Origin of the sequence: Telmatospirillum siberiense (genome assembly GCF_002845745.1) — a bacterium.
GTDB lineage: Bacteria > Pseudomonadota > Alphaproteobacteria > Rhodospirillales > Magnetospirillaceae > Telmatospirillum > Telmatospirillum siberiense.
Genome location: NZ_PIUM01000028.1, coordinates 26036 through 51671, shown reverse-complemented (window position 1 = coordinate 51671; position 25636 = coordinate 26036). Strand labels below are relative to the sequence as shown.

21 protein-coding genes and 1 other RNA gene are annotated in these 25636 nt (G+C 65.9%); all 22 read right to left on the bottom strand.

What is annotated here, in order from left to right:
• Positions 1-4: 4 nt before the first annotated feature.
• Positions 5-820, bottom strand: coding sequence for an outer membrane protein assembly factor BamD (locus tag CWS72_RS20410; protein WP_101252489.1), 816 nt, complete (start codon positions 818-820; stop codon positions 5-7).
• Positions 821-895: 75 nt separating this feature from the next.
• Positions 896-1909 (bottom strand): UDP-3-O-acyl-N-acetylglucosamine deacetylase, encoded by a 1014-nt coding sequence (lpxC, locus tag CWS72_RS20405; protein ID WP_101252488.1) that lies wholly within the window; start codon positions 1907-1909, stop codon positions 896-898.
• Positions 1910-2260: 351 nt separating this feature from the next.
• On the bottom strand, positions 2261-3955 hold the full coding sequence (gene ftsZ, locus CWS72_RS20400) for a cell division protein FtsZ (protein ID WP_101252487.1): 1695 nt from the start codon (positions 3953-3955) through the stop codon (positions 2261-2263).
• 54 nt (positions 3956-4009) lie between these two features.
• Entirely contained in the window at positions 4010-5266 is a 1257-nt protein-coding gene (ftsA, locus tag CWS72_RS20395; RefSeq protein ID WP_101252486.1) for a cell division protein FtsA, read from the bottom strand.
• Between the two features lie 6 nt (positions 5267-5272).
• A complete protein-coding gene (locus CWS72_RS20390) occupies positions 5273-6250 on the bottom strand; it encodes a cell division protein FtsQ/DivIB (protein ID WP_101252485.1) in 978 nt (325 codons plus the stop codon).
• Entirely contained in the window at positions 6238-7164 is a 927-nt protein-coding gene (locus tag CWS72_RS20385; protein ID WP_101252515.1) for a D-alanine--D-alanine ligase, read from the bottom strand. The genes CWS72_RS20390 and CWS72_RS20385 overlap by 13 nt, the downstream gene beginning before the upstream one ends.
• 5 nt (positions 7165-7169) lie before the next feature.
• Positions 7170-8093, bottom strand: coding sequence for a UDP-N-acetylmuramate dehydrogenase (murB, locus tag CWS72_RS20380; protein WP_101252484.1), 924 nt, complete (start codon positions 8091-8093; stop codon positions 7170-7172).
• Positions 8090-9526 (bottom strand): UDP-N-acetylmuramate--L-alanine ligase, encoded by a 1437-nt coding sequence (gene murC / locus CWS72_RS20375; protein WP_101252483.1) that lies wholly within the window; start codon positions 9524-9526, stop codon positions 8090-8092. Before murC ends, murB begins: the two co-directional genes overlap by 4 nt.
• Positions 9523-10644 carry an undecaprenyldiphospho-muramoylpentapeptide beta-N-acetylglucosaminyltransferase gene (murG, locus tag CWS72_RS20370; RefSeq protein ID WP_101252482.1) on the bottom strand — a complete coding sequence of 374 codons (1122 nt, stop codon included), beginning with the start codon at positions 10642-10644 and terminating at the stop codon, positions 9523-9525. Before murG ends, murC begins: the two co-directional genes overlap by 4 nt.
• Positions 10641-11765: a putative lipid II flippase FtsW gene (ftsW, locus tag CWS72_RS20365; RefSeq protein WP_101252481.1), complete on the bottom strand. Its 1125-nt coding sequence runs from the start codon at positions 11763-11765 to the stop codon at positions 10641-10643. The genes murG and ftsW overlap by 4 nt, the downstream gene beginning before the upstream one ends.
• The gene (gene murD / locus CWS72_RS20360; protein ID WP_101252480.1) at positions 11762-13180 is read right to left on the bottom strand and encodes a UDP-N-acetylmuramoyl-L-alanine--D-glutamate ligase; all 1419 of its coding nucleotides are present in this window, start codon (positions 13178-13180) and stop codon (positions 11762-11764) included. The genes ftsW and murD overlap by 4 nt, the downstream gene beginning before the upstream one ends.
• Positions 13181-13187: 7 nt before the next feature.
• Positions 13188-14273 carry a phospho-N-acetylmuramoyl-pentapeptide-transferase gene (gene mraY / locus CWS72_RS20355; RefSeq protein WP_101252479.1) on the bottom strand — a complete coding sequence of 362 codons (1086 nt, stop codon included), beginning with the start codon at positions 14271-14273 and terminating at the stop codon, positions 13188-13190.
• A gap of 3 nt (positions 14274-14276) precedes the next feature.
• Positions 14277-15716 (bottom strand): UDP-N-acetylmuramoylalanyl-D-glutamyl-2,6-diaminopimelate--D-alanyl-D-alanine ligase, encoded by a 1440-nt coding sequence (locus CWS72_RS20350; RefSeq protein ID WP_101252478.1) that lies wholly within the window; start codon positions 15714-15716, stop codon positions 14277-14279.
• Positions 15713-17152, bottom strand: coding sequence for a UDP-N-acetylmuramoyl-L-alanyl-D-glutamate--2,6-diaminopimelate ligase (locus tag CWS72_RS20345; protein WP_199175830.1), 1440 nt, complete (start codon positions 17150-17152; stop codon positions 15713-15715). Before CWS72_RS20345 ends, CWS72_RS20350 begins: the two co-directional genes overlap by 4 nt.
• On the bottom strand, positions 17136-18902 hold the full coding sequence (locus CWS72_RS20340; RefSeq protein ID WP_101252476.1) for a peptidoglycan D,D-transpeptidase FtsI family protein: 1767 nt from the start codon (positions 18900-18902) through the stop codon (positions 17136-17138). Before CWS72_RS20340 ends, CWS72_RS20345 begins: the two co-directional genes overlap by 17 nt.
• On the bottom strand, positions 18899-19675 hold the full coding sequence (gene ftsL / locus CWS72_RS20335) for a cell division protein FtsL (RefSeq protein ID WP_101252475.1): 777 nt from the start codon (positions 19673-19675) through the stop codon (positions 18899-18901). Before ftsL ends, CWS72_RS20340 begins: the two co-directional genes overlap by 4 nt.
• On the bottom strand, positions 19672-20634 hold the full coding sequence (gene rsmH, locus CWS72_RS20330; RefSeq protein WP_101252474.1) for a 16S rRNA (cytosine(1402)-N(4))-methyltransferase RsmH: 963 nt from the start codon (positions 20632-20634) through the stop codon (positions 19672-19674). Before rsmH ends, ftsL begins: the two co-directional genes overlap by 4 nt.
• The gene (gene mraZ, locus CWS72_RS20325; protein WP_101252473.1) at positions 20631-21095 is read right to left on the bottom strand and encodes a division/cell wall cluster transcriptional repressor MraZ; all 465 of its coding nucleotides are present in this window, start codon (positions 21093-21095) and stop codon (positions 20631-20633) included. The genes rsmH and mraZ overlap by 4 nt, the downstream gene beginning before the upstream one ends.
• A gap of 334 nt (positions 21096-21429) precedes the next feature.
• Positions 21430-21847, bottom strand: an RNA gene (gene rnpB / locus CWS72_RS20320) — RNase P RNA component class A.
• A gap of 137 nt (positions 21848-21984) precedes the next feature.
• Positions 21985-22695: an N-acetylmuramoyl-L-alanine amidase gene (locus tag CWS72_RS20315; RefSeq protein WP_101252514.1), complete on the bottom strand. Its 711-nt coding sequence runs from the start codon at positions 22693-22695 to the stop codon at positions 21985-21987.
• A gap of 340 nt (positions 22696-23035) precedes the next feature.
• Positions 23036-24847, bottom strand: coding sequence for an ATP-binding cassette domain-containing protein (locus CWS72_RS20310; protein ID WP_101252472.1), 1812 nt, complete (start codon positions 24845-24847; stop codon positions 23036-23038).
• A complete protein-coding gene (locus CWS72_RS20305) occupies positions 24847-25596 on the bottom strand; it encodes a TerB family tellurite resistance protein (protein WP_101252471.1) in 750 nt (249 codons plus the stop codon). Before CWS72_RS20305 ends, CWS72_RS20310 begins: the two co-directional genes overlap by 1 nt.
• Between the last annotated feature and the right edge of the window lie 40 nt (positions 25597-25636).

Genomic DNA, 25636 nt, shown 5'->3' with positions numbered 1-25636 from the left:
CCGATCACCACCAGTCGAACCAGCCGCTTTGCTTTGGCTTCGGGATGTCCGGCGTGATGCCTTCGACCAGATTGTAGGTGTCGGAATACCACTGGTCGCCGGGATAGTTGAAGCCGAGGACCGCCGCGGTATTCCTGGCCTCCTGCGTCAGTCCGAGGGTTTCGTAGCACTCGGTCAGGCGTTCCAGTGCCTCGGGAACGTGGGTCGTGGTCTGGAAATTGTCGACGACGACGCGATAGCGGTTGATCGCCGCCAGATATTGCTGCTGGCCTTGATACCAGCGGCCGATCGCCATCTCCTTGCCGGCGAGATGGTCGCGGGCCAGGTCGACTTTCAGCTTGGCGTCGCGGGCGTATTTGCTGTTGGGGAAGCGATCGACCACCTCCTGCAACGACTTCAACGCATTGTCGGTCATCTTCTGGTCACGGGTAACGTCGGCGATCTGCTCGTAGTAGCACAGCGCCTTCAGGTAATAGGCGTAGGCGACGTCCTTGTGACCGGGATGCAACTGGATGAAGCGGTCAAGGGAACTGATCGCGTCATCGAACTTGTTGTGGACGTAATGGGAATAGGCCGACATCAGCTGGGCCTTGGTCGCCCACACCGAATAAGGATGCTGGCGCTCGACCTCATCGAAGGCTTTGGCTGCCTTGTCGTACTCCTCGTCCTTCAGGAGATCCATTGCGTTGTTGTAGAGCTCCTCGACGGGAAGCTCCTTGTACGTGTCCTGTTTATCCGCGGCACAGCCGCCGAGAAGCGGCAGAACAACGGCCAAGGCGAAGACGGTGGCTATGGTGCGGGGGAGGGACAGAATCGACATTACCTGCTCTGGATACAAATTGGGCCGGCGCGACTATATCACGCCGGCCCACGAAATCGACAACGAGCTGAAAAATCAAGCGGTGGCTGCGGCCAGCAGACGCGGAGCGGCGAAAGTCTGGGCTTTTACCGGCTTTTGAGCGGCAAGATCGACCATGGTCCAGGCGCTCTCGTCGGCGAAAAGCGCCCGCAGAAGGAGATTGTTCATGCCATGCCCGCAGCGGATGCCGTGAAAATGGCCAAGGATGGGAGCGCCGGCCAGCGTCAGGTCACCCAACGCGTCAAGGGCCTTATGACGAACGAATTCGTCCTCGTAACGCAGCCCTTCCTCGTTCAGAATCTTTTCACCGTCGCTGGAAATCACCACCGCATTGTCGAGGGAGCCGCCCTTGCCGAGGCCGGCGGCCCGCATGGCGGCCACTTCCTGCTCGAAACCGAAGGTGCGGGCGCGGCTGATTTCAGCCTTGAAGGCGCCGCCGCTCATCGGCAGGAAGCATTCCTGGCGGCGGATGGCGGGGCTCGGAAAATCGATTTCGACGCGCAGGGAGAAGCCATGGTCCGGGATCAGCATGGACATCTTGTCGCCGTCTTCGACCATCACCCGCTTCAGGACCTTGAGAGCCCGGCGGGGCGCGGCCTGTTCGACCACTCCGGCGCATTCGATCAGGAACAGGAAGGGGGCGGCGCTGCCGTCCATGACGGGCACTTCCGAGCCGTTGACCTCGATGAGGACGTTATCGACGCCCATGCCGGCCAAAGCGGCCATCAGATGTTCGATGGTATGAACCGAGGCGCCGTTGGCGGCGATACAGGTGTTGAGACGGGTATCGGACACATTGGACCAGGAGGCGGGGATCAGGGCGCCGCCGCCGGCGATGTCGGTCCGCCGGAACACGATGCCGGCATTGACTTCCGCGGGACGCAGCGTCATCGAGATTTTTGCGCCGGAATGCAGTCCCACCCCCGTACAATTGATGGAGGTCTTGAGCGTCCGCTGCCGGACCGTCGCCGGAGCGGCGAGCGAACGGAGTTCGTCACTGCCGGAGCCGTTCAGCGGAAGGCCTTCTAAAGACACGCCGGTATCGAACATAAATTCACGCCTTTGCGGTGTACCCGTTTTTCGAGGCTCTACATCTAGCAGCGGCGAGTCGATGGCTCAAATCAATCATTGTTACGAAATATTACGCTTTTTAGACGGTGAAATATTATTTGATATCAAATAGTTGCTGATTTTTCGGCAAGTGTCGCGTGAAACGGAAAAAGCGGTGGACGAGGGCGCATCCACCGCTTTTTTCATTTTTGCCCGCCGTAACGGAACGCCGGGGGCGCCCCGGTTAAAGCGCGAAGATTATTCAAGGGGAACGGCCAGGACGTGCGGGATCCTTCCGTTCCTTCCCTTGACAGCTTCTTCCCGCCGGACGAACCGGCGGGTGGCCCGGCCTCAGTTGGCCTGTCGGCGCAGGAACGCCGGGATTTCCAGCAGATCCTCGTCGTTGCGCGACGTCGGCAGGCGATCGGCCGGACTGATCCGGGTCGGCTGGGCGACCGGTTGCTGCCGGTCGGCCTGCGGCTCGGGCGCGGCCGGACGATGGGCGGGCTGGGTCGCGCTGGCATGCACGTGCGACGCCGTCTTGACATGTCCGGCCAGCCGGTTGAGGAAACCGCTGCGGCGATGTTGCTCGGGAACCGGTTCTGCCGCGTCGGCCTGGGCGCGCTGGGCGACCTGGGCGTAGCTGGCCGCCGGAGCGCTGGGCCGCAAATCGGCGCGGGGCTCCATGCGGGGCGCGGGCGATTCGATGTGCAGGCTGCCCTGGGCCGGTTCGGCACGGGCCGGCGTTTCATGGCGGACGGACATCGTCGGTTCCATCCGCTGGCTGGGGGCGGCTTCGGCACGTGGCGCGTAAGTCGGCTCCGGAGCCGGTTCGCTGCGGACCGACAGGCTGGGCTCGCTCTGGTAACGCTCGTCTTCCTGGCGCGGTCCGCCGATGGCGGCGTCCAGTTCCTCTTCCAAGTCGGGCTGGGCGATGGCGGCGGTTCCATGGAACATCGGAGCCGTGCCGGCGACGCGTTCCGCCAGGGTCAGTCCGGCGGCCTTGGCCGCCGGCTGGATCGCCGCGGGCTGGCGTTTCTGGTCGACCAGCGAAATCAGTGTCGGACGCGTCTGGGTCTGTTCCGCCGATTCGATCCCGGTGGCGACGACGGAGACGCGCATCTTGCCTTCCAATTTTTCATCGAAGGTCGAGCCGAAGATGATGTTGGCGTCGGGATCGACCTCGTCGCGGATGCGGTTGGCCGCCTCGTCCACTTCGAACAGGGTCATATCGAGACCGCCGGTGATGTTGATCAGCACGCCCCGCGCACCCTTCATCGAAATGTCCTCGAGCAGGGGATTGTTGATCGCCGCCTCGGCGGCTTCCAGCGCGCGCTTTTCGCCTTCCGCCTCGCCGGTGCCCATCATCGCCTTGCCCATTTCGCTCATCACGGTCCGGATATCGGCGAAATCGAGGTTGATCAGGCCGGGCATGATCATCAGGTCGGTGACGCCGCGGACGCCCGAATAGAGCACGTCGTCGGCCATCTTGAAGGCGTCGGCGAAGGTGGTCCGCTCGGACGCGATGCGGAACAGGTTCTGGTTGGGGATGATGATCAGCGTGTCGACATATTGCGACAGCTCCTCGATGCCCGAGTCCGCCAGACGCATGCGGTGCTGGCCTTCGAAGTTGAAGGGTTTGGTCACCACGCCGACGGTCAGGATGCCATGCTCGCGGGCGGCCCGGGCGATCACCGGGGCTGCTCCGGTGCCGGTGCCGCCGCCCATGCCGGCGGTGATGAACACCATGTTGCTGCCCTGCATCTGCGAGATGATCTCGTCCAGGGTCTCTTCCGCCGCCGCCCGGCCGATGTCCGGACGGGCGCCGGCGCCCAACCCCTGCGTCACGTTGGAGCCCAGTTGGATGCGCCGGTCGGTGCGCGACTGCGCCATCGCTTGGGCATCGGTATTGGCGACGATGAACTCGACCCCCTCAAGATGGGATTGGATCATGTTGTTGACGGCATTGCCTCCGGCACCACCGACACCGATCACGGTGATTCGCGGCTTCAACTCGCCGGTATTGCTGGGATGGAAATTGATCATTGTGTTTACCCTCCGCACTGAATTGGAACAGACCCGTCTGCTTGCTTTGAAACTCTAAAAATTCTTGCGTAACCATGAGGTCAGGCGACCGAACTTGCCGGTGCCGTCACTTTCCGTGGCGCGTGCCGGCTTGGCCGCCGTTTCCGCCCGCGCATTGAGCAGGGCATAGCGCAACAGTCCGGCACAGGTGGCGAAGGCCGGTCCGTTGGTCGCCTCGGGCAAGCCTTGCATGCCGACCGGACGGCCGTGCCGCACCTGCTTGTCGAGGACCATCGCCGCCAGATCGCGCACCCCTTGCATCTGCGCGGCGCCGCCGGTCAGCACGACGCGCCGTCCGGCTACCTTGTCGAACCCGCCCGCCTCGAGATGGCTGCGGACCAGTTCGAACGTTTCTTCGAGGCGTGGCTGGATGATCTGCACCAGCATGGATCGGGGAACCTGATTGGTGGCTCCGTCCTCATCCTCGCCGACCAGGGGAACCTTGAGGATTTCCCTGTCGTCCGAGGGCGAGGGCAGGGCGCTGCCGTATAGCGTCTTCATCCGTTCGGCATGCACCAGCGGGGTCGACAGCCCGCGGGCGATGTCGTTGGTGACGTGCACCCCGCCGACCGGAATGGTGTCGGTGTGCATCAGATGGCCGCCCTGAAAGACGGCGATGGTGGTGGTCCCGCCGCCCATGTCGATGCAGGTGACCCCCAGGTCCCGCTCGTCGTCGACCAGGCAGGCCAGGCCCGAGGCATAGGCCGAGGCGACGCGCGCCTCGATGTCCAGGTGGCAGCGATGCACGACGGTCGAAAGATTGCGCACCGGGCCGGGATTGGCGCTGACCAGATGAATGGTGACCGCCAGGCGCTCGCCGAACATGCCGCGCGGATCGCGGATCCCTTCGTTCCCGTCGACGGTGAAGCCGACGGGAATGGAGTGGATCAGATCGCGGTCGGTGGACTGGGTATGATGCCTGGCGTGATCGAGCATGCGGCGGATGTCCTGTTCGCCGATCTCATGGCCGTTGACCGCCACCTCGACGGTGACGTTGTTCGACGTCGGCTGGCCGCCCGAGACATTGACCAGGACCTCGCGCACGCGGTCCTCGGCCATCTGTTCGGCGGCGTCGACGGCGGCGCGGATGGAGGTCTCGGCCTCCTCCATGTCTACGACGGCGCCATTGCGCATGCCGCGCGACAACTGATGTCCGATCCCCAGGACACGAAGCGATCCGTCGTCGGTGGCGCGCGCGATGAAGCAGCACACCTTGGTGGTGCCGACATCGAGGGCTGCGATCAATCCGTGGCGCATCTTTGCTTTGGGCATGGGTTCTCAGGCGTCCTTGCCGGGGTGGTTCTTGCGTTTCGTCTGGTTGGAAATATTCGATTCCTCGGCGCCGCCGGTCGAGCGCAGGACCAGCCGGTCGGGCAGGCGCATGTCGATCAGGGTCACCTTGCGTTCCAGCAGGCTCTGTTCCTTGTCGAGGTTGGCGAGGTCGTGCCAGGCGGCGATGGGGTTGTCCTCGGGCAGCCGGACATCGATGCCGCCCGAGGTGCGGTCCAGCGTGATGTTCCAGCGCCGCTCGCCGACCCATTGGGCCGCCTTGACGCGCTTCTTCAACGCCGGTTCGGCATTCAGCAGGTCGACCAGTTCGGAGGCATGATCGGGCGCCCCTTCGCCGACCATCAGGGGCAGATCCGCATATTCCTCGATCTCGTCGCCCACCACCTGGCCCTCGCGGTCGACCAGATAGTATTTTCCCTGGTTCTGCCACAGGACGATGGGGTTGCGTTCACTGATCAGAAGATGCACTTCGTTGGGCAGGCGGCGTTCGATGGTCGCGTTCTTGACCCAGGATATCTCCTCCAGCCGCTGACGGGTGGCCGCCAGATCGATGCCGAGGATCGGATCGCCCCGCTGGACGCCGAGAGCGCTCAGCAATTCCTCGCGCGGGGTGCGGTTGCGTCCGACGACCAGGATCTCCTCGACGCGGAAGCCGGCGCGGGCGGACATCTGAACGGCTTGATGGCGGGTGTCGTCGATCAGGCGCTGCGCCGTGCCGGAATGTATCATCCAGGCCGGAAACAGCACGCCGCCGCCGACCGCCAGGGCGATCAAGGCGGCCCGCCGGGTGCGCTTGCGCAAAAAGGGCGGCAGCCAGCGCCGATGCAATTCCTGGCGGCTTCCCGTGCGGGCGCTCTTGCCAGGGGCCCTGGGCTGGCGGCTCGCCGTCGCGGGACGCGAATGCGCCGCCTGCGACGGTCCCAGCCGGTCGCCGATTTCGATGGTGATATCGTTCATCCGTCGCATTGGGCGTTCTCCACCATCCAGGTGACGAGATCGGCGAAACCGATGCCGGCATGCGCCGCCTGCTCGGGCACCAGAGATGTGCTGGTCATGCCCGGCTGGGTGTTGATTTCCAGCATGTAGAGCTTGCCCGGCTGGCCGGGCTCGGTGTCGTCGTAGCGCAGATCGGCGCGGCTGACGCCGCGGCAGCCCAGGGCCTGGTGCCCCTTGACGGCGATCTCCATCGCGGCCTGCTGGATCTCGGGGGGGACGGGCGCCGGAATCAGATGCAACGAGCCCCCGGCCGCGTATTTCGCCGTATAGTCGTAAAATCCCCGTTCCGAGGTGATTTCGGTGACGGCCAGGGCCTTGTCGCCCATCACGCCGACGGTCAGTTCTCGGCCGGGAATGAAGCGTTCGGCCAGGACGAAATCGCCGAACGGCCAGTCCTCGCCGGCCAGCGGGTTGCCGTTCTCGCCTTCGCGGACGATATGCACCCCCACCGAGGATCCCTCGTTCAAGGGCTTCAGGACGTAAGGCCGCGGCAGGACGTCGCCGGCCAGGACGTCGTCCTTCCGCACGATGCGTCCCTCGGGCACCGGGATGCCGGCGGCGGTGAAGATGCTCTTGGCCGTCGGCTTGTCCATGGCCAGGGCCGAGGCGCGCAAGCCGGAATGGGTGTAGGGGATCTTCATGATGTCGAGAATCCCCTGGATCGAGCCGTCTTCGCCGAAGCGGCCGTGCAGGGCGTTGAAGACGACCCAGGGCTTGGTCGCTTCCAGGCCGGCCACCAGGGTTCGCAGATCGCGGCGGACGTCGATCGTGGCGACGGCATAACCGGCTTTTTCCAGGGCGCCGGCCACCGCGGCGCCGCTGTTCAGCGACACTTCGCGTTCGACCGAAAATCCCCCCATCAACACAACGACGCGTTTGCTCATGTTCTTCACTTCCTAGCCCGCACACCGATTCGGCGGATTTCCCACACGAGAGTGACGCCGGACGTTTCGAAAACGCGGCGACGGACGTCCTCGCCCAGATCCTCGATGTCGGCGGCACTGGCCGAACCGGTATTGATGAGAAAATTGCAATGTTTTTCCGAAACCTGGGCGCCGCCCCGGGCCAGACCGCGGCATCCCGCCCGGTCGATCAGCTGCCAGGCCTTTTGGCCCGGCGGGTTGGCGAAGGTCGATCCACCAGTTCTGGTGCGCAAGGGTTGGCTGTCTTCGCGCTGCCGTCTGATCTCGGCCATGCGCCGGGCGATTTCCGCCGGTTCGTCGCGGCGGCCCTGCAAAAGGGCGTCGATGAAGATCCAGTCCTCGGGGACCGCGGCATGGCGATAGGAGAATCCGATGTCGTCCCGGGTCAGTTGGTGCATGCCGCCCCGCCGGTCGAGGGCGCGGGCCGAGAGGGTGACCCCGGCCATCTCGCCGCCATAGGCCCCGGCATTCATGCGCAACGCGCCGCCGATGGTGCCGGGCACGCCAGAGAGGAATTCCAGTCCGCCCACCCCGGCTTCCCAGGCACTGGTGGACACCGTGAGATCGAGGGCTCCGGCGCCCACCGCAAGGCGGTCGTCATCCCAGTCGATGCCGGCGAAATCGCGTCCCAGCCGCACGACGACTCCCGGTACGCCGCCATCACGGACCAGAAGGTTGGAGCCCACGCCGATCACGGTCAGCGGAACGTCCTCCGGCGTGCCGGCCAGAAAAGCCGCCAGATCGTCGGGATCGGCCGGCTTGAACAGGACTTCGGCGGGTCCGCCGGTGCGGAACCAGGTGACCGAGGCGAGGCTCGCTCCTTCGGTCAGGCGTCCGCGGACGGCGGGCAGGCGTTCGATCAGCGGGGGCTGCACGGGCATGGCGTTCATTCTCCAGGCTCCGGCAGCGGACGGCCGTCGGCGATGGCGTCCAGTTGCGACGGCAGGGCGTTTGCCCAGGTCGTGATGTTGCCGGCGCCCAGGCAGACGATGAAATCGCCGGGCTTGGCCAGGCCGTGCAGGAGGGCCGGCAATTCCTGCGGCGAGGACAGCGCCACCGCCTTGCGATGGCCGCGCGAGAGCAATCCGCTGACCAGGGCGTCGCGGTCGATTCCCTCGATCGGCGTTTCGCCGGCGGCATAGACATCGGCGACGATCACCGTGTCGGCATCGTTGAAGCAGCCGCAGAATTCCTCGAACAGGCTTTGCAGGCGGGTGAAACGGTGGGGCTGGACGACGGCGATCACATTGCCGGTGGAGGCTTGGCGGGCGGCGCGCAGAACGGCGGCGATTTCCACGGGATGGTGACCATAGTCGTCGATCACGGTGACGCCGTGGCTGGTGCCGGTCTTTGTGAAGCGCCGCTTCACGCCGCCGAAACCCCCGAGACCGGCGCGGATCACTTCGTCGGAGAAGCCCAGCTCGTTGGCGACGACGACGGCCGCCAGCGAATTCTGCACATTGTGCTGGCCGTACATCGGCAGATGCACCTGGGGAATGGTGCGGCTGTCTCCGCTCGCCCGGTCGACGATGACGATGTCGTAGGTGGCGCCGTCGGGTCCCAGCGTCACATTGACCGCCCGGACGTCGGCCTGCGGGTTGAAGCCGTAGGTGACGATCTTGCGGTCGGGGACGCGGGGGATCAGCGCCTGGACTTCCGGATGGTCGCTGCAAAGCGCGGCGAAGCCGTAGAACGGGATGTTCTCGACGAAAATGCGGAAGGCCTCCCGCACGCGATCGAAGGTTCCGTAAAAATCCAGATGTTCGGGGTCGATGTTGGTGACCACCGCCATGGTTGCCGGCAGCTTGGTGAAGGTGCCGTCGGATTCATCGGCCTCGACCACCGCCCAGTCGCCGGCGCCCAGGCGGGCGTTGGTGCCGTAGGCGTTGATGATACCGCCGTTGATGACCGTCGGATCCATGCCTTCGGCATCCAGCATGGCGGCGATCAGCGAGGTGGTGGTGGTCTTGCCGTGGGTGCCGCCGATGGCGATCGCCCATTTGAGGCGCATCAGTTCGGCCAGCATCTCGGCGCGGCGGACCACCGGAATCAGGCGGGCGCGGGCGGCGACCACTTCGGGATTGTCCGCCTTCACGGCCGACGAGATCACCACCACCCGGGTGTTGCCCAGGTTTTCCGGCCGGTGGCCGATATGGATGGTGATCCCCTGCGCGCGCAGGCGCTTCACGTTGGCGTTGGCGGCGATGTCCGAGCCCTGCACCGCATAGCCCAGGTTGTGCATGACCTCGGCGATGCCGCTCATGCCGATGCCGCCGATGCCGACGAAGTGCACTGTGCCGATGGAAAGCGGCAGGGATCTCATGGAACAACCTCAAGCGTATCGGATGTCAGCCGTTCGACCAGATCGGCCAGTCGTGTCGCCGCGTCGGGGATGCCGGCGGTGCGGGCGCAGGCGGCGGCCATGGTCAGGCTGTCGGGACGGGTGAACAGGGAAAGCAGGCGGGCCGACAATGTGGCGGCGTCGAAGGCCGTCTGCGGAATGAGCCAGCCGCCGCCGGCATCGTCCAGGGCGTGCGCATTGGCGGTCTGGTGGTCGTCGATGGCATGCGGATAGGGCACCAGGATCGACGGTCGGCCCAGGGCGGTCAGCTCGGCGACGGTCGAGGCGCCGGAGCGGGCGATCACCAGATGGGCGGCGGCCAGGCGTTCCGGCACATCGTGGAAAAAGCTCTCCAGCGTCGTGTCGATACCAGTGCCCTCGTAGGCGCGGCGCACGCCCTCCAGATCCTCGGGGCGGCACTGCTGGGACAGTTTCAGTCGGTGGCGCAGCCCTTCGGGAAGCGAAGCCAGGGCGGCGGGGATCACGTCGGACAGCACCCGGGCGCCTTGCGAGCCCCCCAGGACCAGGAGATGGATCGGACCGTCGTCGGACAGGGCGGGATAATCGCAACCCCTCTGGGCGATGAGGGCCGGCCTGACCGGCATTCCGGTGTGGACCACCTTGCCCCGCCAGGCCGGGGCGATATGGCTGACCTGGGCGAAGGAGGTGGCGATGCGGGTGGCTCGCGGCGCCAGCAGCCGGTTGGCGCGTCCCAGTACGGCGTTCTGTTCGTGCAGCAGCGTCGGAATGCCGGCCAGCGACGCCGCCAGCATGGCCGGCACCGAGGCGTAGCCGCCGAAGCCGACGACGGCCGCCGGAGCCAGCGATTTCAACAGCGAGCGGGCCTGCAGGAATCCGATGCCCAAGGCGGCGATGGCCGACACTCTGGCCGTGACTCCCCGGCCGGCGATGCCGCCGGCGCTGATCCGGTGGGTGGCGAGTTGACCCAGCGTGCCGCCGTAGGCCTGTCCCCGGCGGTCGGTGACCAGGGCCAGCGCATGACCGCGGCCCAGCAGCTCGGCGGCCAGGGCCTCCGCCGGGAAGACGTGGCCGCCGGTGCCCCCGGCGGTCAGCACGATGAGACGGTCAGGCCGGGTCATTGCCAGCCCTCCCGCCCGTAGCGCTTGCGGGTCAGCGCCAGCACCATGCCCATGCCCAGCGCCAGGGCCAGCATCGACGATCCGCCGTAGGAGATGAAGGGCAGGGTCATGCCCTTGGTCGGCATCAGATGCAGGGTCGAGGCCATGTTGATGATGGCCTGAAGGCCGAATTGCACCAAGAGGCCGGAGGTGGCGAGAAGAACGAAGAGATTTTCCTCGGTCAGCATACGGGCGAACCCGCGCAGCACGATGAAGGCGAAGATGCCGACCACGACCAGGCAGAGGATCAGGCCGAACTCCTCGCCGGCCACCGCCATGATGAAGTCGGTATGGGCGTCGGGCAGTACCGCCTTGACCCGTCCCTCGCCTGGTCCGCGCCCGAAGAAGCCGCCGTAATGGAAGGCCTGCAGGGCGGTGGTGACCTGATAGCTGTCGCCGGCCGATGGGTCGAGGAAACGGTCGATGCGGCTGGCCACATGGCTGAAGGTGAAATAGGCGGCGACCAGTCCGCCCAGGCCGACGACCATGCCCATCAGCACCCAGACGATGGGCAGCCCGGCCAGAAAGAACTCGACGAACCACACCGAGGAGACCACCAGCGTCATGCCGACGTCCGGCTGGAGCAGCAACAGGCAGGCGACCAGCAGATAAAGACCGAGCGAGATCATGTTGCCGGGAAATGCCTCCGACAGGCGCTGTTCCGAAAACATCCAGGCGGCGACCACGGCGAAGGTGGGCTTGACGAATTCGGAGGGCTGGATGGAGATGCCGGCCAGGCTGACCCAGCGGGTGGCGCCCTTGATCTCCTGTCCGCCGATCAGGGTCATCATCATCAGGAGCACGGCGCCCAGGAAACCCAGGCATGCCAGACGGCGGATGTTCTTCGGCGAGAGCAGCGATACGGCGAAGATGACGAGCAGCGCCGGCGGCAGGAAGACGAACTGGCGGCGCACGAAATGGAAATGATCGGCGCCGATGCGCTCGGCGACGGCCGGGCTGGCGGCCATGATCAGCAGGGCGCCGACGGCGACCAGGGCGGCCAGCGCCGCCATGGTCCAGCGGTCGACGGTCCACCACCAGCGGCCGATGACGGAGGTGTCGGTGCGTCCCAGCAGGATCATGCGTCCCTCCGCTCGTCCGCGGGGACATCATGGTTTCGTTTGCCGGGAAGGGCGCCGACCAGTTGCCGGAAGCGTTCGCCGCGATGTTCGAAACTGGAAAACTGATCCCAGGAGGCGCAGGCCGGCGACAACAGGACCACGGCTCCCGGCTTGCCGTCGGCCAATGCGGCGTCGCGGGCCCGCCCGACGGCCACGTCGAGGGTACCACACCGTTCGAAGCCGACCTTGCCCTCCAGGGTCAGGGCGAATTCATCGCTGGCCTCGCCGATCAGAAATGCCCGGGCGATCCGTGGAAACAGGGGGACGAGGCTGGTGATGCCGCCCTCCTTCGACTGACCTCCCAGAATCCAATAGACGGTGTCGTAGCAGACCAGGGCCTTTTCCACGGCGTCGGCATTGGTCGCCTTGCTGTCGTTGACATAGGCGATCCCGTCGATCTCGGCGACCGACTCCTGGCGATGGGCGAGGCCGGGATAACTTTTCAGGCCGCGGCAGATGACGTCCGGAGACAGCCCGGCGGCCCGCGCCGCGGCGTAGGATGCGCAGGCATTCTGCCAGTTGTGGCGGCCCGGCAGGTGGGGCAGGGTGCGCAGATCGAGAATTTCGACGGCCTCGCCGCCGCAGTCGTCGACCAGAATGCCGTTTTTCGCCGAAACTCCGCCCGCCGCCGGTCCTTCGACGGAGATGGGAATGACGCATGCCCCGTCGGTTTTGCGCAGGCGCTCGAAGATGGCGCGGCTGTGCTCGTCGTCGATGCCGACGATGGATACGCCGCCCGGACGCATGCGGTCGAAAAGGCCCGCCTTGGCCGCGACATATCCTTCCATGCCGCCATGCCGGGCCAGATGATCGGGCGTCAGGTTGAGCAGGAGGGCGATGTCGAAACCGGCATGGTCGAGAAGCTCGATCTGGTAGGAGGACAGTTCGAGGACATAAGTTCCCTCGCTGTCCTGGGTAGGCAGGTCGAGGGCGGGCGTGCCCAGATTGCCGCCGGCCGCCACGGCGCGCCCCGCCGCCTGGAAAATGTGGGCGGTCAGGGTGGTCGTGGTCGACTTGCCGTTGGTGCCGGTGATGCCGACGAAGCGGGCGGCGGGGCTCGCCATGGCCAGCAGTTCGACGTCGCAGACCAGGGGCACGCCGGCCTGCCGGGCCCGTTCGGCGAAGGGATGGCGGCGGGGGTGGGTGTGGGGAATGCCGGGACTCCACACCACCATTCGCAACGCCGAGACGTCCAGCGTGGCGGGGTCGCCGATGACGAGCCCCGCCGCCTGTCCGGCCGCCCGGGCTTCCGGCTTGTCGTCCCAGGCCACGACGCGGACGCCGCTTTCCATCAGGGCGCGGGCGGCCGAGACCCCGGACTTGCCGAGGCCCATGACCGCCACCGTTTCACCGCGCAGGAAGGGGACGAGCGCCATTCTCACCTCACCGCAGCTTCAAGGTGGAAAGGCCGACCAGGGCCAGGATGCCCGAGATGATCCAGAAGCGGATCACCACCGTCGGCTCGGCCCAGCCCTTCTTTTCGAAGTGATGGTGCAAGGGCGCCATGCGGAAGACCCGCTTTCCGGTCAATTTGTAGGAGGCCACCTGGACGATCACCGAAACGGTTTCCAGGACGAACAGGCCGCCGACGATGGCCAGGACGATCTCGTGCTTGGTCACCACGCTCATGGCGCCGAGGGCGCCACCCATGGCCAGCGAGCCGGTATCGCCCATGAAGACGATGGCCGGGGGGGCGTTGAACCACAGGAACCCCAGGCCGGCGCCGACCAGCGCACCGCAGAACACGGCCAACTCGCCGGCTCCCGGCACATGGTGGATCTGCAGGTAATTGGCGAACACCGCATGTCCGACCATATAGGCGATCAGCGAGAAGACGCCGGCGGCGATCATCACCGGAACGGTGGCCAGCCCGTCGAGGCCGTCGGTCAGGTTGACCGCGTTGGAGGCGCCGACCATGACGAAGACGGCCATCACCATATAACCCCACCCCAACTGCAGCAGGACGTTCTTGAAGAAGGGAACGGCCATGGCCCGCGACAGCGGCTCGGGCGACAGGCGCATGATGAAGATCGTGGCGACGATGGCGACGGCGATCTGCCCCGCCATCTTCAGCTTTCCGGGAAGGCCCTTGGTGTTGCGCTTGCTGACCTTGAGGTAATCGTCGGCGAAACCGATCAGCCCGTAGCTCAAGGTGACCAGCAGCACGATCCAGATGTAGGGGTTGGTCAGATCCGTCCACAGCAGGGTCGACAGAGTCAGCGCCAGGAGGACGAGGATGCCCCCCATGGTCGGCGTGCCCTTCTTGGTCAGGTGGGATTCCGGCCCGTCCGTGCGGATCGGCTGGCCCCGTCCCTGTTTGCGGCGAAGCCAGCGGATGACCGAAGGCCCGGCGAAGAAGGAGATGAGAAGCGCGGTCAGCACCGCTCCGCCCGTGCGGAAGGTGAGATACTTGAAGAGATTGAGAATGCCGGCCTGGTCGGCCAGCGGGAACAGCAGATTATACAGCATGAATCACGGCTTCTCCTCGCAGCAGCCTTCGGGGGACGCCTCCGGCGCCGCGGTTTGCTCTAGGGCTTTGATAACGCGCCCCATCACGCTGCCTGCTGAACCTTTGACCATGATCACATCGCCGGGTTTCAAAGCCTTGACGAGTTGCAAGGCCGCTTCGTCGGCGTCGGCGGCGTGACCGCCGCGCCGATCCTGCGGTAAGGCTTCGTGCAGATGACGCATGAGGGGACCGGCGGTGTACACCAGATCGATACGGTTCTCGACAAGGGTTTGAGCAAGGGCGCCATGCAGGACCGGAGAGTCTTGCCCGAGCTCCAGCATGTCGCCCAGCACGGCGATGCGTCTGGCACCCCGGGGCCGCTCGGCGGCCGCCAATGTAAGGATGGCGGCGCGGACGGACACCGGGCTGGCGTTATAGGATTCGTCGATGATTTCGATCTTGCCCCCGCCCCAGGGCAGGGTCCTGCGGGCTCCACGGCCTTTCGGGGCGCTCATCGAGGACAGGCTCCGGGCGGCCCGATCCAGGTCGGCCCCGGCGGCTCTCGCGGCCAGCAGGGCGGCCAGGCTGTTGCTGGCCCATTGCAACCCGGGCACGCCGACCCGGTAACTGATGGCGTCGTCGCCGAACAGGGCGAGCACCAGGGTCGCGGAAGGGTCGATCGCCCCGTCGAGCAGGCGCGCGCCGGCGTCGATATGGCTGCCGAAGCTGATGATGTTGGTGATCCCGGCCCGCCGCGCCGCGTCGAAGAGAAGGCGATAATGCGGATTGTCGCGCGGCAGCACGGCGAATCCATCCGGTTCCACACCGAGGAAGATCTCGGCCTTGGCCTCGGCGATCTCGCGGGTCGAGGCGAAATGGGCCATGTGCACTGCCTCGACGGAGGTGACGACGGCGACATGCGGCCGGACCAGGCGGGTGAGCGGCGTGATTTCGCCGGCGTGGTTCATGCCCAGTTCGAAAACGCCGAAAAGGGCTTCGCGCGGCAGCCGGGACAAGGACAGCGGGACGCCCCAATGATTGTTGAGGTTGCCCTGGCTGACGTGGGTCGGGCCGGTGGCCTCAAGGGCGAGCTTGAGCATTTCCTTGGTGCCGGTCTTGCCGACGCTTCCCGTGACCGCGACGATGCGGGCGTTCGACCGCGCCCGCGCCGCTCCGGCCAGGGCGGAAAGGCCGGCCATGCTGTCTTCGACCAGAAGCAGGGGCGCATCCTTCGGCGCGTCGGCGGGAATCCTGTGCACCAGGGCGGCTGCTGCCCCTTTCGCCAGGGCGGCGGCGACATGATCGTGGCCGTCGTGGTTGGGACCGGCCAGGGCCACGAAAAGGGCGCCGGGTTGGACGGAACGGCTATCGATGGAGACGTCGGTGGCCTGCCATGGCGTTCCGCCGAGGCGTCCGCCGGTGGCTTCCGCCGCCTCCTCCGATGTCCATAAGATGGCGCTCATGCCAATTCCTCCACGGCGCGGCGCGCCTGTTCGGCGTCGTCGAAGGGCAGGACCCTATCCTTCACGATCTGCCCGGTCTCGTGACCTTTTCCGGCCACGATCAGCAGATCGCCGGCCCCGAGCGAGGCGACGGCCTGGCGGATGGCTTCCCTCCTGTCGCCGATCTCGCTGGCGCCGGGGCAGGCCGCCAGGATCTCGGCGCGGATGGCCGCCGGGTCTTCGCCGCGGGGGTTGTCGTCGGTGATGATGACCCGATCGGCCCACAGGGTGGCGATCCGGCCCATCTGGGGCCGTTTGCCCTTGTCGCGGTCGCCGCCGCACCCGAAGACGGCCACCAGATGGCGCGCGGTGTGGGGCCGCAGCGCCTTCAGCGCCGTTTCCAATCCGTCCGGCGTATGGGCGTAGTCGACGAAGATCGCCGCGCCCCGGGATGTGCTCGCCACCTTCTGCAAACGTCCGGGCACTTCTTCCAGACCGGCCAGGGCCGCTACGGCGGCATCGGGCTGGATGCCGGTGGCCAGGACCACCCCCAGGGCGCATGCGGCGTTCGACGCCTGGAACGCCCCGACCAGCGGCAGATGTAGTTGATATGGCCTTTCCATGACGATCAGGGAAAGATCCTGCCCCTCGCTGGTGGCTGCGACGCGGCTCAGGCGGATGTCGGTGCCGGCGGCGCCAAAGCTGATGATCCGGTGTCCCCGGTCAAGGCATAGACGAGTGAGCAGGCCGGCTTGCGGGGAATCGGCGTTGATCACGGCGACTCGTCCGGCGGGCATCACTTCGCCGAACAGACGGCATTTGGCCTGCCAATAGCCATCCATGCCGCCGTGGTAATCCAGGTGGTCGCGGGTGAAATTGGTGAAGGCGGCGATACTGACGGCGACGCCGTCCAGGCGGTATTGGTCGAGTCCGTGGCTGGAGGCTTCGATGGCGGCATGGGTAACGCCGTCCGCCGCCAGTCGGTCGAGGTTCCGGTGCAGGCTGACCGGATCGGGGGTGGTCAACGATCCCGGTTCGACGCGCCCGGGCGCGTTGAGCCCGAGGGTGCCCAGGCTGGCCGCCCGCAAACCGCTTTTCGCCCAGATCTGGCGGGCAAAATTGACGACCGATGTCTTTCCGTTGGTGCCGGTGACCGCCGCGACGACTTTCGGCTGCCGGGAATGGAAACGGGCGGCCATCAGGGCGAAGCGCCGGCGGGGATTGTCGTCGGTGAACAGTACGGCGCGCGCATCGGGGAGCGCTGTGCCGAGCGGCGCCAGGACGGCCGCGGCGCCGCGCGACAGGGCGTCACCGATGAAATCGCGTCCATCGGCCTTGGCTCCCGGCAGGGCGGCGAACAGATGACCGGGCTTGACCGCCCGCGAATCGGCGGTCAAGCCGGCGATGTCCGGATCGGACTCGAGGGCGGGCGCCAACAGTTCACTCAGCTTTGGCAAGGCTCACCCCCTTTTTCTGCTGAGGGGGGGCGTCTTGCGCCAGGCGGGCTTTTTCCTTGGCGGCCGGTTCGGGAATGGCCGACGGCATCAATCCCAGCAGTGGGCCGATTTGCGCGATGACGCGGCCGACGGCGGGCGCCGCCGTCCATCCGGCGGTGGCGAAGCCATAGCTTTCCTTGTTGCCCTGCGGTTCATCGATCATCGCCAGCACCACATATTTCGGATCGGACACCGGGAAGGTGGCGATGAAGGACGACAGCAGGGACTTATGGCGATAGCCGCCCGCGCCGTTCTTCTCAGCGGTACCCGTCTTGCCGCCGACGTCGTAGCCGGGCACATCGGCTTTCTTGCCCGTTCCCTCGACGACCACCATGCGCATGAGATCGCGCATGATTTTTGAGGTTTCCGGCTTCAGCACCCGCTGGCTGGGAATGGATTGGCCGTCATCGTGCCTCAACAGGGTCGCGGAATGGAAGTTTCCGCCATTCACCAGGGTGCTCACTCCGGTCATCATATGGAGCGGCGAAACCGCCATGCCATGGCCGTAGGCGATCGTCATGGAATTGATTTCGCGCCAGGGATTGGGGACCAGCGGCGCGCTGATCTCGGGCAGTTCGATGGAGGCGGGGCGCATCAGGCCCATGCGGGACAGAAAGGCCTTCTGATTGTCGATGCCGAGATCGAGCGCCATGCGCGCCGAGCCGATGTTCGACGAGACCTTGAGGATCTCGGCGACGTTCATCGGATGGTGTTCCGGCTCGTAGTCGTAGATTTCGAAACGGCCGACCTTGATCTTGTGAGTGACGTCGTAGGTGCTCGAAAGGGTCGAGGTTCCGGCATCGAGGGCGGCGGCCGTGTTGTAGAGCTTGAAGGTGCTGCCCATCTCGTAGACGCCGCTCGTCGCCCGGTTGAACATCGCCTCCGGCGTGGCCGAGGCCAGATTGTTCGGATTGAAGTCCGGCAGCGAGACCATCCCCAGCAACTCGCCGGTGCGGACGTCCATCACCATGCCGGTGGCGCCGATGGCGTGGAAGTCGGCGACGGTCTTCGCCAATTCGTTGCGCAGGACGGTTTGAACCCGGATATCGAGCGAAAGGCGCAAGGGGTCCCGTCGGGCCTTCAGTTCGTTTTCGAAGGCTTTCTCGATTCCGGCGATGCCCTTGTTGTCGAGGTCGGTGAGGCCGACCACATGCGCGGTCAGTTCGCTTTGCGGATAGATCCGTTTCTCGGCCTTCTCGAAATAGAGTCCGGGAATGCCCAGGGCGTTGATCTCATATTCCTGGCGCGGCGTCAGATTCCGCCGCAAATAGAGGAACGCCCGGTCTCCCTGCAGTCTGCTCTGCAGGTCGTTGGCGTTGATGTCGGGCAGCACGCGCGCAATCTTCTGCGCCGCCTCTTTCTTGTCGCCGATTTCGTGCGGGTGGGCATAGAGCGAGACCGAGGGCAGGCTGGTGGCCAGCAGGACGCCGTTGCGATCGACCACATCGGCCCGCTCGATCCCCAGCTCGTTGCTTTTGCTTTGCCGGGAGTGCTGGACCGTGACCGACTTGATCACGGTGACGTCGACCATCCGTCCGGCGATCACGCAGAAGGCCAGGGTGAACATGGCACCGGTGACGATGAGGCGGGTCCGGCCGATTTCGATGGCGCGTTTGCGGGCGCCGTCCAGATGCACCATTCCCGCGCTCTCGTCTTCCCCCTGGTAAAGGGTCGGGCGGGGCTTGAACAGGTTGAGGAGCGGGCGGATCATGGCTGGGCCCGCGTGCTGGCAACTTCCGGGTCGGCAAGGGCCGGCGATTTGATCACCATGACGTTGCCGCTGCTCGCCGTCTCGCTGGAGGCGGATCTGGCCGGGGTGCTCGTATAGACCGGCGTGGCGCCGGCCGCGGGGCGCGGTTGTGCCGGCGTCGTCGTCGGTTTGACCGGCTTGGCCGAAGCGACGGCGGTGGGTTTCGCCGGACCGGGCTTGACGGCGGGCTTGGACGCGGGGACCGCCTTGGCCACGACTTTGGGCGCCGGTCCCGGCGCCGCCTTGGCGATTCCGGCCGCCGGGGCGGGGGGGGCCTTCTCGGCCATCATGCTGCGCGCCGGCTTCGAGGGGACCGGCGCGGGCGCGGGTCCGGGGGCAGCCTTGAGCGGCGGACTGGGCGTCTTGCGGGTGACCACCGGCGCCGGCGGAACCGTCACCGCCGGCGCGGCCTGCGGCAACGCCGGGCCTTGGGCGATGGGGGCTTCGTCGGTCTTCGGATCCCTCATCGGCAGGCTGGCGATGGTGACGATCTGGTTCGGTTTCAGCGGGTGCAGGCCCAAATGGCGCTCCGCCTGCTCGCGCAGCCGTGCCGGATCGTTGAGATAGCTCCACTCGGCCTTCATCACGTGAATGGATTCCTGGGCCTCGACGATGTCCTTGCGAAGGCCGGACAGCCGCTGCTCCTGGGCCTGAACCTCATATTTCAACATGAAGAGGCTGGTGCCGGCGGCGGCGGCGAGAACCGCCCAGAGGATCGTGGCGGCGCGCATCATGCGTGCCCTTCCGGCGAGGGCCAGGCGGCGGCGGCGGTCCGCTCGGCCAGACGCAGGCGCGACGAACGGGCGCGGGGATTGGCCGCCGTTTCCTGCGGGCCGGGGGCGATCGGCTTCCTGGACAACAGCCGGAAGCTCGGTTCCCGGGCTTCCCCGGCGACGGGAAGATGGCGGCTCGGCTGGGCTTGGCCGCCGCTGCGGGTTTTCAGGAAATCCTTGACCGCGCGATCCTCGAGCGAGTGGAACGAGACGACGGCCAGCCGGCCCCCCTCGGTCAGCAGGCGCTCGGCGGCAGCCAGGCCGCGCTCGACCTCGCCCATCTCGTCGTTCACCGCGATGCGCAGTCCCTGGAACGTCCGGGTTGCCGGATCGATGCCGTCCTTCGACCGGGGGACGATGCGGCGGATCAATTCGGCCAGCTGCCGGGTGGTGGTGAAGGGCTGCGCCTTGCGATCGGCCACGATGGCCCGGGCGATGCGGCGGGAATGCCGTTCCTCGCCGAACCGCCAGAAGATGTCGGCGAGATCGGCTTCCGGCAGCGAATTGACCATGTCGGCGGCGGACGTCCCGTCCTTTTCCATGCGCATGTCGAGCGGGCCGTCCTTTTGGAAGGAAAAGCCGCGCTCGGCCTCGTCGATCTGCATGGAGGAGACGCCCAGGTCCAGGGCGACGCCGTCGACCCGGTCGATGCCGCGCTCGGCCAGCAGGCTGTCCATGTCGCCGAAACGTCCAGCGAGCACGGTCAGGCGGCCGTCGTAATGCCTGGCCAGTTCGGCGCCGCGAGCCACGGCGGTCGGATCCCGATCGATGCCGAAGACGCGGCAGCCGGCGGCGTCTAGAAGCGCCCGCGAATAGCCGCCCGCGCCGAAAGTGCCGTCGACGAAGATCTGGCCGGCTTTCGGGGCGAGGCCGGCGACGACCTCGTTCAACAGGACGGAGATGTGGGGCGCGGCGGTCATTTGACCTCCGGCGTGCGCAAGGCGATCTGCGGCCGGTTCTGCAGGGCGCGCTTGCGGGCTTCCTCGGTATGGCTCTTCAGAGCCTGGGGTTCCCAGATCTGGAAGGTGCGGCCCTTGCCGACGAAGGCCGCCTGTTCGGTGATGTTGGCGTGCGCCAGGATCTCTTCGGGCAGCATGACGCGGCCTTCGGGGTCCCAGGCCAATTGATGCGACGACGAGAAAATCAGCGTGTTGAGGTCGTCCTGTTCTGGGGAGAACAGGTCGAAGGCGGCGGTGGTGCTGGTGGCCAACTGTTCCAGGAAGTCGTTGCCGCATCCTTCGATGGCGGCCGCGGTGAAGGACGGGAACACGACGATGCCCTGCGGCATCTGATTGGACAGGGCGGCACGAAACGGCGCCGGGACGGATACGCGTCCCTTGCGGTCGACCTTGTTGACAAACGTGGAAACGAACAATGCCATCTGTCGTCCGCCCACAAAGACCCCTGTTTCACCGACCCAGACTTCAGCCACCTTCCAGGCATGGTGGTGGCATCGCTTGGGTCGTTATGGGATAGCATGGGAAAACATGGGCGTCAATGGAATCTCATAGTAAAACAATGGGAAAAGCCGACTTCTTACAGTGTCGACAGGAAAAATTCTAAATTTCATTCAAACGCCAAAAAGCCTTGTATTGCATGCCGTTAAAAAACGAAGCGGATATGCGCCGCGAAGGTTGTTCCTTCTTCGTTCCATTTAGCCTGCCGGGGGTTACCATCGTATGTCGCAATGAGGGCGGGAAGCGGGCGGGAAAATTTGCGTCAGATGGCCTATAAGCCGGGTTCTGTCCCCCGCCCGAGGGCGGATGGATGGCCATTCATCTGGGACGCCCGTTACCGGACGCCTCGCGCGACCGACCCGGACGACAGCGCGGAAATGCGCCTTGCCAATCAAGCCCTGACGGGCTTTCCGACCGGCATGCCGTCCCTACTTGGTCTTGCTCCCGGTGGGGTTTGCCGTGCCGCTCCCGTTGCCGGGCGCGCGGTGCGCTCTTACCGCACCCTTTCACCCTTGCCTGCCGGCGGTCCCGTGAGGGGCCGCTTGAGCCGGCGGTTTGCTTTCTGTGGCACTTTCCCTGGGGTTTCCCCCGCCGGACGTTATCCGGCACCGTATTTCCGTGGAGCCCGGACTTTCCTCCCCCCGGTTACCCGGAGAGCGGCCATCCAGCCATCTGACGCAGCGCGAAAGCTAGGCAATCCGCAGCGGCGGCGCAAGGGTTAATGTGACGGAGAAATCGGCTAGAAAAAATTAGAATGGAAGATCGCGAATACTTTTTCTTGATTGGTGTGATGGTCATCACACCTTGACGAATTCAACGAGACATCTCTCCGGTCATCTCGAGAAGCGCGGTCATCCTGGAGATGGTCTCGCCATCCGCCATGCCGTCGAAGCGGCGCGGACGGTAATGTCGCTGGAAGGCGACCAGGGCCGCGCGGCTGCCGGTTCCCTTGGTTTCCCCGGCGAGATCCGCCACGTCATAGCCCAGCCGCTCCAGGAGATTAGGCCAGTCGGGAGGAGGGGGGGCGTCAGTCTCGCTGGCGGCGGGCCAAAGGCCGATACCCTCGGCCGCCAACCTGCGCCAGTCGAACAATTCGCCAGGATCCTCCTTGCGCCGGGGGGCGACGTCGGCATGGCCGACCACGTTGCGCGGCGGAATGGGATGGCGTCCGAGAATGTCCCGGGCCAGCCGGATGAGGGCTGTCATCTGGGCCTCGGGGAACGGACGGTAGCCGAATTCGTGGCCGGGATTGACCAGTTCGATGCCGATCGAGCGGGCGTTGAGGTCGGTCCGCCCGCGCCAGAACGACCGGCCGGCATGCCAGGCCCGGACGTTTTCGTCGACAAGGCCGTGGCAGGCGCCATCCTCGTCGATCAGATAGTGGGCGGAGACCTGGGCGGCGGGATCGGTCAGGCGCTCGATCGCGGCCTTGGCGCTGGGCATGCCGGTATAGTGCAGAACCAGCATGTCGATGGATGTCCCGGCGGGCCGTTCGTCGAAATTGGGCGAGGGCAGATCGATCATGGTTCCGGCCACCGCGATAAACCCGCCTCCATGGTCGGGGAGCGGGATGGGGCGGTGTGCGGAAGCTCTGGCGGAATCTGCGCCGCGAGGTGATGGGGAACCACCAAGACACCAAGGCACCAAGGCGACGGAATGCGCCGCAGGCATTCCCCATCCATCCAGGGACCAACGGTTGGACCGTCGGATGATTGCCTGCGGCGCAAATTCCTAATCGGGATCGATGCGGGACCGAAGATCGCGGGAAACGCCTTGGTGCCTTGGTGTCTTGGTGGTTCAAACAGCGGGAGATGATGCCCCCGGACCGAGGAGAGACGCCACCGCCATTCCACGCCCCCCCCGTTCATGTCCGGCCCGCCGCCAGTTCCTCCCGTTTCATCTCAAGCTCCAGCCAGCGCTCCTCGGCGGCGGCGAGAGCCGCGCGGGCTTCTTCCAGGCGCGTGCTGCGCCGGGAAAAGCCGTCGGGATCACGGCTGTAAAGCGCGGGATCGGCTAATTCCCGTTCGATCCCGGCGATTTCGGACGCCAGCGCCTCCTGGCGGGCGGGAAGCTCTTCCAGTTCCCGCTGGTCCTTGTAGGAAAGCTTGGTGACGGTCTTCTGCCGTTCTATCCTGGGCGCCGCCGCGGGCGCGTCCGTCTTCGCCGGCTGGGATGGGCTGGCGGCCGGCCGCCAGCGCAGATAGTCAGAATAGCCGCCGACATATTCATCGACCGCGCCATTGCCCTCGACGGCGATGACGCTGGTGACCAGCCGATCGAGGAAGTCGCGGTCATGGCTGACCAGCAGCAGGGTTCCGTCATAGTCGGCCAGCATCTCCTCGAGCAGGTCCAGCGTGTCCATGTCGAGGTCGTTGGTCGGTTCGTCGAGGATCAGCAGATTGGAGGGCTTGGCCAGCAGCTTGGCCAGCAAAAGCCGGTTGCGCTCGCCGCCCGACAGGGATTTCACCGGCGAATGGGCCTGGCGGTCCTCGAACAGGAAATCGCGCAGATAGCCCATCACGTGGCGGGGCTGGCCGCGCACCGAGACATTGTCGCCGGCCCCTTCGGTCAGGGTGTTCCAGACGGTCGCTTCCGCGTCGAGCTGGGCGCGTTGCTGGTCGAAGGTTGCCGTCTGCAGATTGGTGCCAAGGCGGACCGTTCCCGAATCGGGGGCGACGGCGCCGGTCAGCAGGCCGAGAAGGGTGGTCTTCCCGGCGCCGTTGGGGCCGATCAGCCCGACCCGATCCCCCCGGCTGATCCTTGTGCTGAATCCCTTGACGATCACCGTGTCGCCGAAGGATTTCGACAGGTCCTTGGCCTCGATCACCAGTTTGCCCGAGACGTCCCCCGCATCGACCGCCAGCTTGACCGAGCCTTGCACCTGGATGCGTTCGGACCGCTCCTTGCGCAAGCTTTGCAAGGCCCGCAGGCGGCCCATGTTGCGCTTGCGCCGGGCGGTGACGCCGCGATGCAGCCAATGGGTCTCGGCGGCCAGGCGCTTGTCCATGCGATCCTGTTCGGCCTCCTCGGCGGCGTAGATTTCCTCCTGCCAGGTTTCGAAGGCGGCGAAGCCGTTTTCGCTGCGCCGGACCAGTCCTCGGTCCAGCCACAGGGTTTGCCGCGAGATGGTGGCGAGGAAGGAGCGGTCATGGCTGATCACCACCAGGGCGCCCTTGTAGGTGGCCAGATGGCTCTCCAGCCACAGAATGGTCGGCAGATCCAGGTGATTGGTCGGCTCGTCGAGCAGCAGCGCGTCGGGTTCGCCGACCAGGGCGCGGGCCAGGGCCGCCCGCCGCCGTTCGCCACCCGACAGATTGGCCGGGGATCGCCCGCCATCGACGGACAGGCCTTCCAGCACGGCATCGACGCGATAGCGCTGATCGCGCTCGTCGGGGGAGAGGCCCGTCGCCACCCAGTCGCCGATGGTCGGCGTTTCGATCTGCGGATCCTGCGCCAGATAGGCCAGTCGGATACCCGGTTGCACGAAGAGCTCTCCGGAATCGAGGACGACTTCGCCGGCCAGCACCTTCAACAGCGTCGATTTGCCGCTGCCGTTGCGTCCGACCAGGCAACATTTCTCGCCCCGTCCCACCTGGAAGGAGACCCCGGTGAACAGGGGACGTCCGCCGAAGGTGACGAAACCGTCCTTCAAGGCGAGTAAGGGCGGCGGCGCCATCAAATTTCTCCTCTTTCATTGCGGATACGGTCGTAGGCGGCGTTGATGGCCGCCATTTTCCTGGTGGCGAATTCGATATGGTCGGCGGGAACGCCTTTCGCCATCAGGGTGTCGGGATGATGTTCGCGGGTCAGCCGGCGCCAGGCCGCCTTGATTTCGGATGCCGGGGTGTTACGGGTGACGCCCAGCACCGAATAAGGGTCGCTTTCGACGAGGTCGCCGTAGCGCTCGGCGAAGGGGCGGTCGGCAAATCCGAAAATGCCGGCGACCTTGTCGAGGAACGCCCGTTCCTCGGGCTTCAACGGCCCGTCGACAAGGGCGATGCGGTGAAGGGAATCCAGGATATCCTTCAATACCGAGGGTTCGTCGAAAAAAGTCTGGGCCAGGCGCTGGGCGTGAATCTCATAACCGCGCGGATCGCGCTTGGCGTCGTCGTAAAGGGCGGCGATGCCGGCGCGTTGGGCCGGTGGAATGACGAATTCCGCCTTGAAGGCATCGACCTCTTCGCGCAGGACGACGCCGTCGACCTTGGCCAGCTTGGCGGCCAGGCTGACCACGCAGGTCGAGAACACCCTCTGGCGTTCGACCGTTCTGGCGCGGGCCGAAACCGGCGGCTTTTTTTTGCCGCGCAGTTTGCGGAGCAGGCGCACGTCTACCCAATGCCCGACGACGACGCCCAGCACCGCGCCCAGCAAGCCGTGGCCGAGAGCAAATCCCGCCATCGCTCCGATGATTTTGCCCCAGTACATGGCGTCTGCCTACAACGCCCGGCGAGGGATAGCAAGGACG